16 protein-coding genes and 1 riboswitch are annotated in these 17,668 nt (G+C 45.5%); of the genes, 15 read left to right on the plus strand and 1 reads right to left on the minus strand.

Translation table 11 applies throughout. The annotated features are described in order from the left end of the window. Window positions 1-123: 123 nt before the first annotated feature. The 8 genes from cofG (at window position 124) to C7Y69_RS10660 (ending at window position 9,498) form a co-directional block, all read left to right on the plus strand. Window positions 124-1,281 (plus strand): 7,8-didemethyl-8-hydroxy-5-deazariboflavin synthase CofG, encoded by a 1,158-nt coding sequence (cofG, locus tag C7Y69_RS10625; RefSeq protein ID WP_013786083.1) that lies wholly within the window; start codon window positions 124-126, stop codon window positions 1,279-1,281. Then, window positions 1,274-2,623 (plus strand): 5-amino-6-(D-ribitylamino)uracil--L-tyrosine 4-hydroxyphenyl transferase CofH, encoded by a 1,350-nt coding sequence (gene cofH / locus C7Y69_RS10630; RefSeq protein ID WP_126872679.1) that lies wholly within the window; start codon window positions 1,274-1,276, stop codon window positions 2,621-2,623. The genes cofG and cofH overlap by 8 nt, the downstream gene beginning before the upstream one ends. Continuing rightward, complete coding sequence (gene cofD / locus C7Y69_RS10635; RefSeq protein ID WP_126872680.1) at window positions 2,620-3,576, plus strand: 2-phospho-L-lactate transferase; 957 nt, start codon at window positions 2,620-2,622, stop codon at window positions 3,574-3,576. Before cofH ends, cofD begins: the two co-directional genes overlap by 4 nt. Further along, complete coding sequence (cofC, locus tag C7Y69_RS10640) at window positions 3,569-4,180, plus strand: 2-phospho-L-lactate guanylyltransferase (protein ID WP_126872681.1); 612 nt, start codon at window positions 3,569-3,571, stop codon at window positions 4,178-4,180. Before cofD ends, cofC begins: the two co-directional genes overlap by 8 nt. A gap of 10 nt (window positions 4,181-4,190) precedes the next feature. Continuing rightward, window positions 4,191-4,973 carry a coenzyme F420-0:L-glutamate ligase gene (gene cofE / locus C7Y69_RS10645; RefSeq protein WP_126872682.1) on the plus strand — a complete coding sequence of 261 codons (783 nt, stop codon included), beginning with the start codon at window positions 4,191-4,193 and terminating at the stop codon, window positions 4,971-4,973. Further along, window positions 4,970-5,650 (plus strand): NADPH-dependent F420 reductase, encoded by a 681-nt coding sequence (npdG, locus tag C7Y69_RS10650; RefSeq protein ID WP_126872683.1) that lies wholly within the window; start codon window positions 4,970-4,972, stop codon window positions 5,648-5,650. The genes cofE and npdG overlap by 4 nt, the downstream gene beginning before the upstream one ends. Before the next feature lie 130 nt (window positions 5,651-5,780). Then, the gene (locus tag C7Y69_RS10655) at window positions 5,781-6,782 is read left to right on the plus strand and encodes a TIGR03842 family LLM class F420-dependent oxidoreductase (RefSeq protein ID WP_013786089.1); all 1,002 of its coding nucleotides are present in this window, start codon (window positions 5,781-5,783) and stop codon (window positions 6,780-6,782) included. Between the two features lie 397 nt (window positions 6,783-7,179). Then, the gene (locus C7Y69_RS10660; RefSeq protein WP_260563498.1) at window positions 7,180-9,498 is read left to right on the plus strand and encodes a TonB-dependent receptor; all 2,319 of its coding nucleotides are present in this window, start codon (window positions 7,180-7,182) and stop codon (window positions 9,496-9,498) included. A 57-nt stretch (window positions 9,499-9,555) separates the two neighbouring features. Here the strand turns inward: C7Y69_RS10660 and C7Y69_RS10665 are convergent, their stop codons facing one another. Continuing rightward, the gene (locus C7Y69_RS10665; RefSeq protein ID WP_013786091.1) at window positions 9,556-10,104 is read right to left on the minus strand and encodes an RHS repeat-associated core domain-containing protein; all 549 of its coding nucleotides are present in this window, start codon (window positions 10,102-10,104) and stop codon (window positions 9,556-9,558) included. Window positions 10,105-10,276: 172 nt separating this feature from the next. Here C7Y69_RS10665 and C7Y69_RS10670 point away from each other — a divergent pair, with 172 nt between their 5' ends. From C7Y69_RS10670 to C7Y69_RS10705, 7 genes are all read left to right on the plus strand, one after another. Further along, entirely contained in the window at window positions 10,277-10,900 is a 624-nt protein-coding gene (locus C7Y69_RS10670) for a DUF6088 family protein (RefSeq protein WP_041452613.1), read from the plus strand. Beyond that, entirely contained in the window at window positions 10,897-11,970 is a 1,074-nt protein-coding gene (locus tag C7Y69_RS10675; RefSeq protein WP_126872684.1) for a nucleotidyl transferase AbiEii/AbiGii toxin family protein, read from the plus strand. Before C7Y69_RS10670 ends, C7Y69_RS10675 begins: the two co-directional genes overlap by 4 nt. A gap of 131 nt (window positions 11,971-12,101) precedes the next feature. Beyond that, window positions 12,102-12,215, plus strand: a riboswitch (TPP riboswitch). A 157-nt stretch (window positions 12,216-12,372) separates the two neighbouring features. Continuing rightward, the gene (thiC, locus tag C7Y69_RS10685) at window positions 12,373-14,310 is read left to right on the plus strand and encodes a phosphomethylpyrimidine synthase ThiC (protein ID WP_013786094.1); all 1,938 of its coding nucleotides are present in this window, start codon (window positions 12,373-12,375) and stop codon (window positions 14,308-14,310) included. Beyond that, window positions 14,307-15,932 (plus strand): thiamine phosphate synthase, encoded by a 1,626-nt coding sequence (thiE, locus tag C7Y69_RS10690; RefSeq protein ID WP_126872685.1) that lies wholly within the window; start codon window positions 14,307-14,309, stop codon window positions 15,930-15,932. Before thiC ends, thiE begins: the two co-directional genes overlap by 4 nt. Further along, window positions 15,925-16,689: a HesA/MoeB/ThiF family protein gene (locus C7Y69_RS10695; protein WP_126872686.1), complete on the plus strand. Its 765-nt coding sequence runs from the start codon at window positions 15,925-15,927 to the stop codon at window positions 16,687-16,689. Before thiE ends, C7Y69_RS10695 begins: the two co-directional genes overlap by 8 nt. After that, on the plus strand, window positions 16,677-16,898 hold the full coding sequence (gene thiS, locus C7Y69_RS10700; protein ID WP_185864163.1) for a sulfur carrier protein ThiS: 222 nt from the start codon (window positions 16,677-16,679) through the stop codon (window positions 16,896-16,898). The genes C7Y69_RS10695 and thiS overlap by 13 nt, the downstream gene beginning before the upstream one ends. Next, window positions 16,899-17,666: a thiazole synthase gene (locus C7Y69_RS10705; RefSeq protein ID WP_126872688.1), complete on the plus strand. Its 768-nt coding sequence runs from the start codon at window positions 16,899-16,901 to the stop codon at window positions 17,664-17,666. The last annotated feature ends 2 nt before the right edge of the window (window positions 17,667-17,668 follow it).

A 17,668-nucleotide genomic window follows, 5' to 3' on the forward strand; every position in this document is an offset into this window, starting at 1 on the left:
CGCACCAAAAAAACCTGCAAATATTTTCTTTACCATTTGGTAAAAACCATGATAAAGATTAAAAAAGCAACAGCCTATATTGAATATTTAGTGCATTAACCTTACTTGCAGGAGACGCCCATTATGCTATCGCGCCAACACGCCATTGCCCTTGAACATGCTACAGGTGCACAGCTAGATGCACTTTGCGAACAAGCTGCAGGCGTTCGCGATACGCACTGGCCTAATACCCTCACGTACTCACGAAAGATATTTATTCCACTTACAAACATGTGTAGGGATACCTGTGGTTATTGCACGTTTGTAAAACATCCAGATTCGGGGCAAGCCAATATCTTAAACCCAAGTCAGGTGTTAGCTTCCGTGCTAAAAGGTCAGGCGCAAGGGTGTAAAGAAGCCTTGTTTAGCTTGGGTGAAAAACCGGAGAAGCGTTATCGCTACGCGAAAGATTGGTTGGCAACATTGGGCCATACCAGCATGGTGGATTACCTTACCGAAGTATGTGAAATGGTGCTGGATAAAAGCTTGATGATCCCCCATGTGAATGCGGGAACGTTAACCTTTAACGAACTGAAACAGCTGAAAAACGTAAGCGGCAGCATGGGTATGATGCTCGAGTGCACCAGCGACCGTTTGATGAAAAAGGGCCAACCCCATTATGCCTGTCCAGACAAAGTGCCAGGTATTCGCTTAAAAACTTTGGAAGACGCAGGAAAGCTAGATATTCCCTTCACCACCGGCATTCTTATTGGCATTGGTGAAACGTGGGAAGAACGTGTTGATAGCTTAATGGCGATTAACACCCTGTACCAAGAATACGGCCATATTCAAGAAGTCATTGTTCAGAATTTTCGCGCAAAAGCCGGTACAGCCATGGCAAATGCACCAGAGCCTACCCTAGATGATATGCGCCGCACATTGGCCATGGCACGGTTAATATTAGACCCGGCTATTTCACTGCAGGCGCCGCCTAACCTAGCCCAAGAATACCCTCACTACATAGCCGCAGGCATTAACGATTGGGGCGGTATTTCACCGTTAACGAAAGATTTTATTAACCCTGAACGTAGCTGGCCGCAAATTACAGAATTAGCCACTGCATGCGAGCAACAAGGCTATGCATTGCAAGAGCGTTTAACGGTATATCCAAAGTACCTACAAGCTGGCGAACGTTACGTTACCAAAGCGTTGCATCAAGCTATGCCAGCTTGGCGCAACGACGGCCTTGCCGTAGAGCAATGTATAGATAACACCACTTTTCAAGGAGTTGCTCATGGGTAACATACTGCAAAATATCACCTCGGTTTCACCTTGCGACCTAACCCCAGCGGGCGACTTCACCTTACCGTACAGCGATACGCCTATTCAAAGTAAGCTAAGCCAACTTCGCCCTGCTATTGCACATATTTTACAGCGGGCTTTAGAAGGTAAAATGCTTAACCACGAAGAAGCAGAAGCCTTGTTTTACTGCCAAGGGCCAGAAACAGATGCCTTGTTGCATACCGCAGACATTGTGCGTGAACTGCGCACCGGCAATGATGCATCCTTTGTGATCACTCGTAATATTAACTTTACCAACGTATGCCATATGGGCTGTCAGTTTTGTAATTTTGGGGTGAATAAAAACGCTGGCGATGCAGAGTTTTTAGCCCCTCATCAAGTGGCCGCTAGAGCCAAAGAAGCCCACGCTCGCGGCGCAACAGAAATTTGTGTTCAAGGTGGTTTGCATCCTGACTTACCTGCCGGTTTTTACGGTGATTTACTTGATACGGTGTCATCTACCGTACCCGATATTCATATTCATGCCTATTCGCCCTTTGAAATTTGGTATGGCGCAATGAAAGGCCGCAAAACCTATACAGAATTATTAACCGACTTAAAACAACGTGGCTTGGCTTCTATGCCAGGTACGGCTGCTGAAATTCTTGATACCGAAGTAAGGCGCAAGCTAACTAAAAATAAACTCAGCACCGAAAACTGGCTTAAAATCATCGAAACTGCGCATAACGTTGGCTTACCAACCACATCCACCATTATGTATGGACATATAGATGGGCCATCGCACTGGGCCTCTCATCTTATTTTATTGCGTGACATGCAAGCGCGGACTGGCGGCTTTACCGAATTTGTTCCGTTAGGCTTTATACATAATGACAGCCCCCTTTACAAAAATAACCCTAGCGAAGTAAGAACCGGCCCAACTGCCGATGAGCATTTCAAAATGCACGCCATTGCGCGATTAGTGTTACAAGGCTATATCGATAATATTCAAGCCTCATGGGTAAAAATGGGCCCAGATATGGCGTCAAAAGTGCTACGCGCAGGCGCTAACGACTTAGGCGGTACGCTAATGAACGAGAGTATTTCTCGTGCAGCAGGGGCTAGCCATGGTCAGGAAATTGTCCCTAGGGATATGGTGAACTTTATTCAGCGTGCGGGGCTAAACGCCCATCAGCGCAATACCTTGTACCACGTAGTTACCCCCTACGGCCGAGACAAAAAGCCAGCTCACCAAGAGGCGCTTGTGGGTTCAGAAGTTGCCAAGCCAGTATCTAAAACTCCCAAGCCAGCCATTAGTCCATTTAACGCAGCATCTCACATTCCCGTGAAGGTAAGCGCATGAAGAACATAGTGTTATTCGCAGGCGGCGTAGGCGGTGCAAAAGCCGCAAAGGGCCTGTATCAATCAGACTACAAAGATAACCTAACCATTATTGGCAATGTGGGTGATGACGACGAGTTTCATAATTTATGGGTGTCGCCTGACCTAGACACGCTCACCTACACGTTGGCGAACGAAGTAAATCCAGTCACTGGCTGGGGTCTTAAAAACGACAGCTGCCGCATATTGTCGCGACTTGCTCAGTTTGGATCTAGTACGTGGATGCACTTGGGCGACATGGATATTGCCACCCATATTTTCAGAAGTGCTAAGCGAGCAGAAGGTACTAGCATGACGGCCATCACGCGCCAAATTACTACCCGATTAGGTATTACCGTACCTTTGCTGCCAGCTACCGACGATACCGTGCAAACCCGACTCAAGACCGAAAACGGCTGGGTAGACTTTCAAACTTACTTTGTACATCAACGCTGCGAAGCTGATGTAACTGATATAGCGTACAAAGGTGCAGAGTTCGCCTCTGCCACACCGGAAGTATTAGCCGCCATAGAAGCTGCAGACATCATTGTTTTTGCCCCTAGCAACCCGTTGCTCAGTATTGCACCTATGCTTGCTATACCACAAATTCGCGATGCACTAGCAGCAAGTGAATCCACGAAAATTGCGGTATCGCCACTTATAGGAGGAAAAGCAATAAAAGGCCCTGCTGAAAAGCTACTACAGCAAATGAGCTATACGCCGGGCAACAAAGGCATTGCTGAATTCTACCAAGGCCTGTGCGATGTATTAGTAATTGATAATCAAGATGATGGCGACATAGACACCATCGAAAGCTTTGGCTTACATGCGCATTGCACGTCAACCCTAATGAAATCAGACCAAGACAAAGTCACCCTTATGGAAGAGGTTATTTCGGCGGCCACCGCTTATCAACTGGAGGTGCCTTGTGCATAAACTATGCGTTGTTATTCCAATGAAAGACCCGGCGTTTAGTAAGCAGCGCTTGTCACCGCATTTACCTGCCAGTGTGCGTAAAGCCTTAGCAATCAAACTGTTTAAGAAAACCGTTATGTCGTTAAACGGTGCGTTTCCTCAATGGCAGAAACTGGTAGTAACGCCGTCACTTTATATCGCCGATTTAGCCACCAGCTTGGGTTGCAAGGTCATATTCGAGCAAAAAGGCAGTAATTTAAATACCGCGCTTGCCCAAGCTACTGAGTGGAGTATGTCTCACGGCTTTACCCACCAGCTTATTTTGCCTGCCGATATCGCTCGGTTGGATGCAACCGAACTAACGTCAATTACCTCACTAGCCTCAGGAGACACCTCTGTAGTTATTGGCAGTGCCTATGATGGCGGCACAAACGCGCTTTGCACAACACCACCAAATGCCATCGACTTTGCATTTGGTAAAGCGTCTTCTTATGAACATCATCATGCTGCTATAGAAAAAGGCTTAAAGTGCGTAACGATACAGCCCAAATACCTAAGTCAAGACATCGACCATCCAGACGATCTTCGGCACGTGAATGACGTTATCGACTCTTTGATTGCTTAAGGTAGAAAGTATGCGAGCACTTACCATCAACACAATTGAAGGCCTACCGGATATCCGCGAAGGCGACAATCTTGTGGGCTTGATAATTGAGAAGCTTACCGCACAGCGACAGGTTTTATGTGAAGGCGATGTATTGGTTATTGCCCAGAAAATCATATCGAAGGCTGAAGGCGTGGTTTGCCATGTTGACGATATTACCCCAACGCAAGAGGCCATAGACGTGGCTGAAAAGGTGAATAAAGACCCTCGCAAAGTTACGGTTATTTTATCGGAATCTACCCGCTTGGTAAAAGTGCATAAACACCCTGGCGCTAACGAAGGCGTTATTCTTACCGAACATCGTTTAGGTCATATTAGTGCTAACGCAGCGGTTGATGAGTCGAACACCGATAACCCAGGCGAGTTAATTTTACTCCCCAAAGATCCCGACGCTAGTGCGCGAGAAATTGCTGAAAGTCTATGCAAATATTATGGCGCACCAGCCCACAGTATTGGCGTGGTGATAAGTGATACCTTTGGCCGCCCTTGGCGATTAGGCCAAACCAATGTGGCCATTGGCGTAGCGAATGTGCCCGCCTTAAACCCACTTTTTGGTGAATGTGATGCTTGGGGTCGCCCCCTAAAAGTTACAGCGCCTGCCCTTGCCGATGAACTTGCTGCAGCTTCTGGCTTGCTGATGAGTAAACAAGGTAAGTGTCCCGTTATTTTATTCAAAGGGCTTGAATGGGAAAGTAACCCAGACAGTAAAGCCTCAGACCTGTTAAGACCAACCCAAGAGGATTTATTTGCATGAAGATTGCTATTTTAGGCGGCACTGGCCCGCAAGGTTCGGGGCTAGCGAAACGCTTCGCCCTAGCGGGAATAGACGTCGTTATTGGTTCACGAGATGGTGAGCGGGCAGCAGAAAAAGCCCAAGCATTACAAGAATCTATTGCAGCGGCAAGTACCGCCACAACGGGCACCATCAGTGGCACAGATACGATTGCAGCCACATCGGCAGCGGATGAGTTCGTTATTATTTCAGTACCTTGGGCTGCGCATCACGCGACCTTAGATGCAATCCGTCCATTGCTTCGCGACAAAATCGTTATCGATATTGTTGTACCGCTGGCAGAGAACAACCCCAAAGCGGTTGCCATGCCGCCAGAAGGCTCAGCCACAGAATCTGCCCAAGCATTGTTAGGCGATGACTATGCCGTGGTAGGTGCGCTACATAATGTATCTGCTGTCACCCTTAACAACCTTGAGCAAAGCATTAACTGCGACATTTTGGTCTGCGGTAATCAGCTTGAAGCCAAAAATAAAGTCATAGCATTGCTAGATAACTTAGGTGTTCAAAGTTACAACGCTGGCCTAGCAGAAAGTGCCCGCTGTATTGAAGCCATCACCCCCATTTTGATTCGCTTAAACATATCCAAAGCAGTGCCATTTAGCCATGCAGGTATTCGTATCTGCCCACCCGATCATTAAAACGGCGACGTGAAAAACAAGGTAAGCAGCTAGTGATTAGCTACTAGGTATTAGCTGCCAAATAAATTAAGCAAAGAAAATTAAGTAAAGACACGCATTAAACAAAATAGAAAAAGCAGAGGAAGAACTCATGGAATTTGGTATTACATTTAAAGGCTTTGTTAGCCCAGATCGTGCCCGTAAATTAGTAAAAATGGCCGAAGAAGCCGGTTTCGATTATTGCTGGTTTTACGATTCACACATTCTTTGGCGCGAGTCTTTCGTGGCAATGGCTATGTGTATGGAGCACACCACCAAAATGCGCTTTGGCCCCTGTGTGACTAACCCTAACGTACGTGACTGGTCGGTAGCGGCAAGCTTGTACGCCAGCTTGGCGTTGCAAAGTAATGGCCGTTTCGACATTGGTTTAGGCCGTGGCGATTCTTCCATGCGCGTAATGGGTAAAAAGCCTGCTAACCTAGCCCGCTTAACCGAATTCACTCACAAAGTGAAAGCCATGGTGCGCGGAGAAGAAGTGATGTACGGCGAATGCGAAAAGCCGGTTAAATTCCCTTGGGCTACAGGCTATGAACTGCCAGTTTGGGTGGGCGCTTATGGCCCGAAAGCCCTAGCAGTAGCTGGCGAGCATGGCGATGGTGTTATTCTTCAAATCGGCGACCCAGATTTAGTGCAATGGTTTGGCCAACAGTGCCAAGACGCAGGCAACAAGGTTGAGCGCGACATGAGCGACTTCAAAGTTCAAGCGGCTGCACCTGCATACTTTGGTGACATGGAAACCTGTATTGAAAAAACCAAATGGTTCCCTGCCATGGTAGGTAATCACGTGGCTGATATTGTAGAAAAATACGGTACAGATTCAGGCTTAGTACCAAAAAGCTTAACCGATTATATAGAACAACGTCGTGGCTACGATTATTCAAAACATGGTCAAAGCGATAACCCTTACCTAGACTTTATTACCGACGACATCGTAAAAAGCTTCTGTGTATTAGGTGAAGCTGAAGATCACATTACTAAAATTCAGGCACTTAAAAATGCCGGAACCACGCAATTTAATATCTATTTAGACAACGGTGATGAAGAAAATATTATCACCCGTTACGGCAAAGAAGTTATCCCTGCCTTCCGATAAATTTGGTGACTAGCCAAGGGTGAGTTTCACGTAAATTATTGTCATTTAATTTGCTTGAAACTTCGCCCTACGCTATCGCTTTTCCTTATAGCCATATCAATAAACCCTTTACCCTAAATCAGTTCCAACACCATAAAAAACAAACTTTACCTATATATATTAGCTATTTAAGCACCAACCACCTAATTTCGCTTAAATCACCACATTGTTAATATATTGTAAACTTAGGAAAGTAAATGCCACTTAGTTTCATAAATATGAAACATGACTTCGACACATGAATATTTACCCCTTGGTAAAACCCCTTTAGTTTCGTTAGAACAAAAGTTAATCAAATAAAAAACAAAAAAATACTTCTATGTAGTTTGTAGATGTAACAACAACAAGAAGGGAACACATGATGAAATCGAAACAGACGCTATGCGCTTTAGCAATCGGATTAGCACTTCAATCTTCATACACTGCAGCAGCAGATTCGGTGGTACTTGAAAAAATTACGGTTACTTCGCAAAAGCGTGAGCAATACATAAACGACGTAAGTATTGCGGTAACGGCATTTAGTGGCGAGCAAATGGAGTCACTAGGTTTTGAAAGCAGCACTGATCTTATTGCGTTTACGCCAGGTGTATCCCTAGCCGGTGATATTGGTGGTCAACGTGCCATCTTTAACATTCGCGGTGTTGTACAAAACGATTACGCCGACATTGCTGAAGCTCCTGTTGCGGTATACGTAGATGGCGGGTACTTAGCCAGTACACAAGCGCAAACATTCGGTTTATTCGATATAGCCCGTGTTGAAATATTAAAAGGCCCACAGGGCACCCTTTTTGGCCGTAACGCCACTGGCGGTATGGTAAATACCATTACAGCGAAACCTACTGAAGAAGTGGAAGGTTACGCTGAACTCACTTTCGCTAGCTTCGAACAAAAACGCTTTGAAGGTGCGGTATCTGGCGCATTAAGCGATAAAGTATCGGGCCGTATCTCTGTGATGGCGAACCATATGGGTAACATCCTTGAGAACGTGTACGAAGATGAAGCGGCCCCCGACACCCGTGCCGGAAGTATTGGTGGCGGCGAAGACGGTTACAACGACGATACCAAAGCATTTCGTGCACAGTTAAACTTTGACTTAAGCGCTAATTCTAACCTTTTGGTTAGTGCAAACTGGGCCGATACCACAAAAAGTGAAGGCCCTTATCAGGTAGTTAATACCACAGAAGTTAAAGACGCTGCTGGTAATGTTATTGATGTTATTTACGCCGCTGACGATCCTCTAGGCTGCGACACCATTCAAGCTGGCGCTTGTGTAGACGGTAACTTTAACGGTGATCCGTTGCGCCCAGTTCAAGGCGGTGACTTTAACGGTAATATCGACCCTGATGGTAGCGGCGAAAAAGTAAATAAAGATTTCGCCTTTGACGATCAAAACAAAATTAAGTCACGCGGCCTAGCGGCAACTTATGAATATGACTTTGACGACTTCACCTTTACCTCGGTGACCGACTGGAAAAACTTTACCCGTGTTATCGGCCTAGATTCAGATCAAACCGCCTCACCAGAATTGATTTTCCAATCAGACGGCGACATTACCCAGTTCAGTGAAGAGTTGCGCGTAAGCGGCAACACTATGAACAGCAAATGGGTGGCAGGTTTTTATTACTTAAGCATTGAAACCGACTACCTGCAAGGCTTAGCTGCAAGCCCAACGGGCGGTTATCTAGCCGGTGAAGAGCAAAACACGTTAGCCACCATTGATACCGACTCCTACTCTGTATTCGGGCAAATTGACTACGATTTAACCGACGAACTCGTGCTGGTATCGGGTTTACGTTTAGTACGTGAAAATAAGTCGATGGATGGCCAATTGCGTCAAAACGCCAACTTGGTAGACCGTGATATTGAAGTAGATTACGGCATTGATCCATTGGTAGATGTAGCCATGGATAATGATGAAACCATGTGGTCTGCAAAGCTACAGTTAGATTATAAACCAAACTCAGATACGCTTTTATATGCTGGTATTAACCGAGGCGTAAAAGCAGGTAACTTCAACGCGCCTTTAGGCGGTAGTTTTAGCACCTACGACGCCGAAGTACTTCTTGCCTATGAAGCGGGCGCAAAGCTAACCCTTATGGACGGTAAAGCACAGTTAAACAGTAGTATTTTCTACTATGATTACTCTGATTATCAGTCGTTTTCGTGGGTGAATAATGCTGGCGTAGTGTTCAACGAAGACGCGCAATTTACCGGTGCTGAAGTTGAGCTACTATTAAACCCTATTGATGCACTAGACATCATGTTCGGCGTGTCTTACACCGATGCTGTGGTAGAAGATTTAGAAGTAGCTTCAGGCGTATTTGTAGACACCACGCCCCCTTACACACCTGAGTGGCAATCATCAGGTTTAGTACGCTACACATGGGATATAGACAGCGGCAGTGTTGCAGCCCTAGTAAGCGGTTCATACCAGTCAGAAGCTTTCCACAACGCAAGAAACTTTACTGCGCATACCATCGAAAGCCACTTCAAAGCCGATGCACGCATTACCTGGACTGACAAAGAAGATTTATGGAGCGTAGCCGCTTATGTAGATAACCTTACCGATTCAGACCACGAATTAATTGGTTTCGACGTATCAGGCTTCTACGGAAACTCACAAATCTCTTACGCAAAACCACGCACTTACGGCGTTACGGTAAGACGTAATTTCTAAGAAAGACGGGGCTCATTGAAGTGACCCCTAATAGTTGGACTATCCAATTACTGGGGGTCACTTCAGAGTGCGAGGCTTTGGATTTATAATTAAGTTTTGTTTAAATTGCCTAAGACGTTTGATGTTCCTCTTTATAAGTTCTCCGGCTTTAAAATTGCTTTGCATAGGGGGCAACTGTCTGGATTTAATACAACTCCGCCCTGAGCAACTATTGTAAATGGCACAGTATCGCATTTCGGGCAAGTATAAACTTGTTAATGTGAATACAACCCAAGCTATTAAACTTAATGTGAATACAGTAATTCCTATGCTCAGCCGTTGTCCCTCAAAACTGTCCAAGGTAAATAGAAGAGGGAGAAAAACACAACTGCAAACAATGGATATTAAAATCCATTTTTTTCTTCTTCTTTGAAATTCACTAGCAATTCCATAAGGCGTCACTTTTACCTGCCTATAATATTTTTCCTCACCATTCGGATCAGTGTATTTAAAAAGGTTATTTGCGACATAAAAGTACCTGTTAAACGTATCTACCTCACCAGTATACCCAACAAGATCATTCGAATAAAACCGCCCGATAACAGGTTCATAGTATCGTGCCTGCATATAAATTAGTACAATTTATAAACCACCAAAAACTTAAGAATGTGTTTTCCCGGGCGAATATATAGCAACATGTCACACCAGTCAATCCTGACATCATTAACCTTGAAAACACCATAAATAGTAGGATACAATGGGTTCACCATAGAATAAATTTGTCAGCATTTAAATAGATATGTCCGTGTCCGCATTGGTTAATAATAGGTTATCTCGTATGCAACGAGGAACACCATTTACAATAGAGAAATTTTATTCTCTAGGCTCTGTTACGGCTGTCCAAAAGGCAATGAGTAGGCTTACAAAAGAGGGGGAAATTGTTCGAGTAGCAAAAGGGATCTACTCTCGACCGAAACCACTAGCGGCCCTCCCATCTATTAAAATTACAGCTAAAGCTGAAGATGTTGCTATAACTTGGGCTAAGGCTAATCACTACAAGATGGTTCCTCAGGGGCTAGAGTCTGCCTACCGATTAGGGCTACAAACTCAAGCTCCATTAAAAACAGTGTTTTGGAGTTCCGGCCCTTCACGTGTATTTAAAGTAGGGAACGAAGAGGTTCAGATCAAACATACTGCTAATTTCAAACTTAGATGGCAGCATCGGCCTGAAGGAGAGTTGTTACGCGGTTTAATGTTCGTATCTCCTGAACATACTTCGATGCAACAATTGAGTACAGCTCTCAAACGTCTCAATATTTCACATGAAGAAAAATTGGTAGTGATAAACAAACTGCTCAACAACAGCAGCTTAAGGACTTGGAAAAACAAGTTATCTAGCATAAAGCAGACCTTGACATCATGAACTTATTTGAACTTTATACCGATAATAAAAACTATAAAGATTTAACTGATATATTCACAATTGGCGCACAACAGCACCCAGTCGGCTTACCTGCAAACTTTTTAGAGAAAGACATTTGGGTAACGGAGATACTAAGATTACTCTATGATGAGTCATTACTAGGTAATCTATCAGTTGCATTTAAAGGTGGAACCGCTTTAAGTAAATGCTGGAGTGCAATTTCGCGTTTCTCTGAAGACATCGATCTTTCAATTCACTGGGCTGACTTATCTGGTCTCTCTGAAGAAGATGAATTAAAAGCATGGCAACAAAGCACCACATCAAAAAGCCAAGCAAAAAAATTCAGAGATAAACAACAAAGTCTATTGGAAGACTGGAGTAATGAATTTTTAGTGGGTCTAAACCAAGAATTGGATAAGTACCAGATTGAAGGTTTATACGCTGAAATTGAGCCAGGTAGCAGAGGTGAAAAAATAGATATTCACTTCCCACGAACCACTCGTGGCTCGAATGATTACCAGCTCGATCATGTTTTGTTAGAATTTGGCGGTCGTAACAGAGGAAAACCTACGGAAACTTTGAATGTCGAGACTTATTTATATCAATGTCCAGATTTGAGTAACTTGGAATTACCCAGAGCCAATGTTAAAGCTTTCCAACAGGATTACATATTATGGGAAAAACTAACGGCTCTTCATCAATTTTCTACACAAACAAAAGAGCCAAACCCTGTCAGGTTGGCTCGTCATTGGTATGATGTTGATTGTTTACTACAAAACAAATTTGCAGACCCGCTTGCAACAACTGAGGCTATGCAGGCTGTTATCGAAATGAAAAAGCACAGGTGGTCCACTCCAGGCGTCGATTTTGAAGCTATTTTAAGCGGTGGATTGCGACTAATTCCTGATGGTGAAAGATTACACGCAGTCAATCAAGATCATGTAGAAGCTATCTCTGGAAAAATGTTTTTTACAGTTCCTGATGAGTTTGAGCATATCGTTTCTCGTTTGACCAATGCACAAAACTTGTTCAACCAGCATACTAGACAATCAGAAACGACTTCAAAATAATCCACTAGCGCCCTCAGCAGAAGGGTGTGTTGCTTGATAAACTTCAAACAGCTTTTTACGGCTAACACGCTTCCCCTACCACGCTAAAACAAGGCTTGAAATTTTATTTTCTTTCGCTTTATACTGATTACAGTTACTTGTCGGAGTGCTCAACTGAATTAATCCAGTGAGCTGAGACCGCGAAAGCGGGATCCGTTGAACCTGATCAGGCTAATACCTGCGAAGGGAACAAGAAAGTACAAAGTGGTAAGTCGTAAATAGTAAAAGTTAAACTATGTGGTATGGCATGAATTTGTCCTTCAGGATTTTGCATGCAATACTGGTCATGCTTTTGCGCCCTTTGTATTCTCTCCTCCACTCCTGACAAGCATTTTATAACCTAAACTAACAGGCGAAAATGCTATGTCGACTCGACGCGAACAGCGCCAACAGGCGCAAGACTTTATTAATCAATTGGCCGGTGAGGCCTACCCTAATTCTACTCGTCACTACGAAAAAGGCAGCCGCGACGATATTAACGTTGCCATGCGACTGATTCACCAGCACGACAGCTTAATTGGCGGCACCGAAGAAAAGCCTATATTTGAAAGTAACCCACCCATTGGGGTTTACGATACTTCCGGCCCTTACGGCGACCCAGACGTTACCATTAACGTGCAAAAAGGGTTGGCGCCGCTACGAGAAAACTGGATTAAAGCCCGCGAAAACACGTACCAGCTTGAAGGGGTATCGTCGCACTTCGCGAAGCAACGTGAGCAAGATATTGTCACTGAAGATTTTCGTTTCACGCGCACGCTGAAACCACGCAAAGCCCTAGAAGGTAAAAACGTGACACAGCTGCATTACGCTCGCCAAGGCATTATCACGCCCGAGATGGAATACATTGCCATTCGCGAAAACATGGGCCGCGACGCACTAAAAGACAGCCCGCTAAGCAATCAACACAAAGGCGAGCACTTCGGGGCTAACCTGCCTTCAAACATTACCCCTGAATTTGTTCGCCAAGAAGTGGCAGCTGGTCGCGCGATTATTCCCGCGAACATAAATCACCCTGAACTAGAACCTATGATCATTGGCCGCAATTTTTTAGTCAAAATTAACGCCAATATTGGTAATTCAGCGGTCACCTCGTCTATTGAAGAGGAAGTAGAAAAGCTAGTGTGGTCTACCCGCTGGGGCGCCGATACGCTTATGGATTTATCCACCGGCCGCAACATTCACGAAACACGCGAATGGCTGCTTCGTAACAGCCCAATCCCTTTAGGTACTGTGCCCATCTACCAAGCCCTCGAGAAAGTAAATGGCGTGGCTGAAGATCTTACCTGGGAGTTGTTTAAAGACACCCTTATCGAGCAAGCCGAACAAGGGGTAGATTACTTCACCATTCACGCAGGCGTATTACTTGAATACGTGCCACTTACCGCAAATCGAGTAACGGGCATTGTGTCGCGCGGCGGCTCTATTATGGCCAAGTGGTGTTTAAGTCATCACAAACAGAGCTTTTTGTACGAACGATTCCGCGATATTTGTGAAATTTGTGCCGCTTATGATGTATCGCTTTCTTTAGGTGACGGATTACGCCCAGGCAGCGTAGCAGATGCAAACGATGAGGCACAATTTTCTGAACTTCGCACCTTGGGTGAGCTCACTAAAATAGCCTGGGAATACGATGTTCAGGTTATGATTGAAGGCCCAGGGCATGTGCCAATGCACATGATCAAAGCCAATATGGAAGAGCAGTTAACCCATTGCCATGAAGCGCCTTTTTACACATTAGGCCCCCTAACTACTGATATCGCGCCAGGTTATGACCACTTCACGTCTGGAATTGGTGCCGCTATGATAGGTTGGTACGGCTGCGCCATGCTTTGTTATGTTACCCCTAAAGAGCATTTGGGTTTGCCCAACAAAGAAGATGTTAAGCAGGGGCTAATTACCTACAAAATTGCGGCACATGCTGCCGACTTAGCGAAAGGCCACCCCGGTGCGCAAATTCGCGATAACGCCATGTCGAAAGCCCGTTTTGAGTTTCGTTGGGAAGACCAGTTCAACCTCGCATTAGACCCCCATACCGCCCGCGCTTATCACGATGAAACCCTGCCCAAGGCCTCGGGTAAAGTGGCACATTTTTGTTCTATGTGCGGCCCCAAGTTTTGCTCTATGAAAATTTCTCAAGAAGTGCGAGATGTAGCCAAAGCTAATCAGGAAGCTGCGCAACAAGACAGTGCTCTTCAAGAAAAAGCACTGCAAGAAAAAGGCATGCAAGACATGGCTACCGCCTTTAATAACTCTGGAGCTGCGCTATATCACGGTGCCGATACCAAGGTGCAGCTGCCGTGATAGAAACAACAAGAGGCTTATTTAAAGCAACACAAGCCATGAGCGAGGAACCCGTTGTATGGGCTATTGGTGGCATAGATACAAGTGGAGGCGCGGGTATTACCCGCGACGCCATCACACTTGCTGATATAAGTGTGCATGCATGCGTATTAACCACACAAGTCGCTAACCAGTCTCATTCAATAATGCGAAGTGCATCGGCATTGAGTATCGAAACGCTCAATGCACAATGGCAAGCGCTAGAAATCGAACTTCCCCCTAAGGCAATAAAAATTGGCGCAATTGCAAACACAGCACAAGCCCTATTTTTGTGTGAGCATGTAGTAAAAATAAAACAGTATAAAACCGCTAACTGTTTTGTTGTTTGGGATCCGGTGTTGGTGAGTTCTTCAGGAGGTGTATTAAGTGAACTTAGCCAACAAAGTGTTGATGCGCTTATTGCGGCTGTGGATATTGTAACCCCTAACGTGAAAGAGTTAGCACAGTTAACCGGCTGGCCTGTGCACTGTGAAAAGTCTCTATTAGCCGCGGCACAAGCGCTTATAGCCCGTGGGGCTCAAGCTGTTTACGTTAAAGGCGGCCACGCCCACTGGCAAAGTACAGCAATTGATACTTTCGTGTCAGCGCAGGCGATTCGAATTTTCCAACAACCCCGAGATAACATGGGTAACCTTAGAGGCACAGGTTGCATGTTTTCCAGTGCATTAGCCGGTTTTGTGGCAAGCGACTATGATATTCAAGATGCGCTAACGCTCGCTAATGCTTACCTGCATAAAGTGCGCAACGCATCCTTGCTTTCTACCAATTCCGTCTGTTCTGCCGATCATATACATTGCGCAGAATTGGTTGGTTTTCCATTAACACCGGTACACTACCCTTCCGTTCGCTTTGGTGAAAACGACCCAATCCGGCGTCAAACCCCAATGCATTTCCCTAGATTAACCGACACTTCGTTAGGGGTTTACCCAGTACTGAACGATATATCGCAATTGGAAGCGCTAGTAGAAGCAGGCGCCGTGATTATTCAATTACGAATAAAGTTTGGCACTCAAGATGATAAGTCTTTACAAATTGCTAAGGCTGTTGAGATGGTAAAAAACACGCCCTGTCAGTTATTTATTAATGATGACTGGGAGCTAGCCATCAAGCATGGTGCTTACGGCGTGCACTTAGGCCAAGAAGATCTCGAAACGGCGAATTTACAGGCCATTTCCCGTGCAGGGCTTAGGTTGGGTGTTTCTACCCACGGTTACTGTGAGCTTCAACGCATTAAAAGGCTAAGGCCCTCTTACATTGCACTCGGTCATATCTTTCCCACCACCACAAAAGACATGCCGTCCAAACCACAAGGGCTCGATCGCCTTTCACGTTACGTTCGGCTTTGTGCAGATATCCCTACGGTGGCCATTGGCGGTATTAATTTGTCACGAATTAACACGGTAGCCAGTACTGGCGTGTCGGGTATTGCCGTTGTGCGTGCCGTTACACAAGCAGCGGACCCCGCTGCGGCATTTCACGACTTGTTAAGGCGGATGAATGATGCCGAAGATAATGGCGAAGACAGGGGAGACAGAATTGCCGAGCCTGGCGCATCAGTTCAACACGGCCTTAGCTATGAATAGTGTGCACTTATCTGCCGATGACATCAGCCGTTACAGTCGCCAGTTGCTGCTTGATGACATTGTCGAAGAAGGGCAAGCTCGCCTGAAACAAGCATACGCTGTTGTTATCGGGCTTGGAGGGCTAGGTACATTAGTTGCGCGTTACTTGGTGGGTGCAGGTATAGGCAAAGTGTTGCTGGTAGATAACGACACTGTGGATAAGAGTAACATCCATCGGCAAGTGCTGTTTAACCAAGAACATATTGGCCAATACAAAACAAAAGCCAGCTATGCCCAGTTGCGCCCAGTAAACCCCCACACCCAGATTGAATTAGCCGAGGTTCAGGCAAATAGCAGTAACTTAGTCTCATTGATATCCGGTGCCCATTGCGTGCTTGATTGCAGCGACAACATCACTACCCGAAAAGCCATTAATGCTGCTTGCGTTAACCAGCGCACAGCACTTTTTATTGCCGCCGCCAGCCAGTACAGCTGGCAAGCGTTAAACCTGCAGTTGAATGAAAACAACCATGGTTGCTATGCATGCTTGCTTGCCCAAACCAAAGTACAAGAAGACTGTATCAGCCAAGGGATTTTAGGCCCGGTGGTAGGTATGGCCGCGTGCTATCAAGCTACCCAAGCTCTGCTGTATATGGCCAACCCCAAGGTAAACATTACGTGGGGGCAATACACCATCATGAATGTGGCCTCCGCACAGTTTCAATCTTTCTCACTTCCGCCTTACAAACACTGCGAGGTATGCCAATGTCACACATAAATATTTCATTAAATGGTGAACAGGCTAACTGTGCACCAAATACGTCGGTGTTAGCATTTCTAACAGCCCAAGGCGTAATCCAAGACATAAGCCAAGACGGCACTGCTGTGGCTAAAAACGGCAGTATTTTAGCCAAGCCTCTTTGGGGTGACAGCCACTTACAACATAACGACAAGCTTGACGTTTTCACGCTTGTAGCAGGAGGGTAAATGCTTACCTTAGCTAACCAGACATTTTCATCACGCCTATTAATGGGCACAGGTAAATTTAGCTCGCCTAGCATAATGAAACGCAGCGTAAAAAGTGCCAAAAGCACTATAGTAACCTTAGCCATGAAGCGGCTTTCTGCGCATATTGAGCATGATAATTCCTTAGCACTTTTAAGAGAATTAGACGTTACGCTATTACCGAACACCTCTGGCGCCAAAAACGCACAAGAAGCCATTTTTGCTGCTGAGTTAGCCTATGAAGTGCTCGGTTCGCCATGGATAAAGTTAGAAATACACCCTGACCAACAGCACCTTTTACCTGACCCTATCGAAACCTTACAGGCTGCCGAAGCATTGGTGAAAAAGGGGTTCAATGTACTACCGTATTGCCATGCTGACCCTGTGCTTTGTAAGCGGTTAGAAGAAGTGGGCTGCGCTGCAGTTATGCCATTAGGCGCGCCTATTGGCACCAATCAAGGGTTACAAACGGCGTCTTTTTTGCGCATTATTATTGAGCAAGCGAATGTGCCCGTTATTGTTGATGCGGGCATTGGTAAGCCTAGCGAAGCCATGGCTGCCATGGAAATGGGTGCAGATGCTGTATTGGTGAATACGGCTATTGCTACTGCAAGCAATCCTGTTGCCATGGCGAGCGCTTTTTCTAAAGCCGTTGAAATAGGCCGTAAAGCTTATGAAGCCGGCATGCCTATTACTCATCAAGAAGCCCAGCCTTCTAGCCCCTTAACGCAGTTTTTGGTGCAGGAGTAATT

The sequence above is a fragment of the Alteromonas sp. KS69 genome (assembly GCF_003989595.1).
Lineage (GTDB): Bacteria > Pseudomonadota > Gammaproteobacteria > Enterobacterales > Alteromonadaceae > Alteromonas > Alteromonas naphthalenivorans.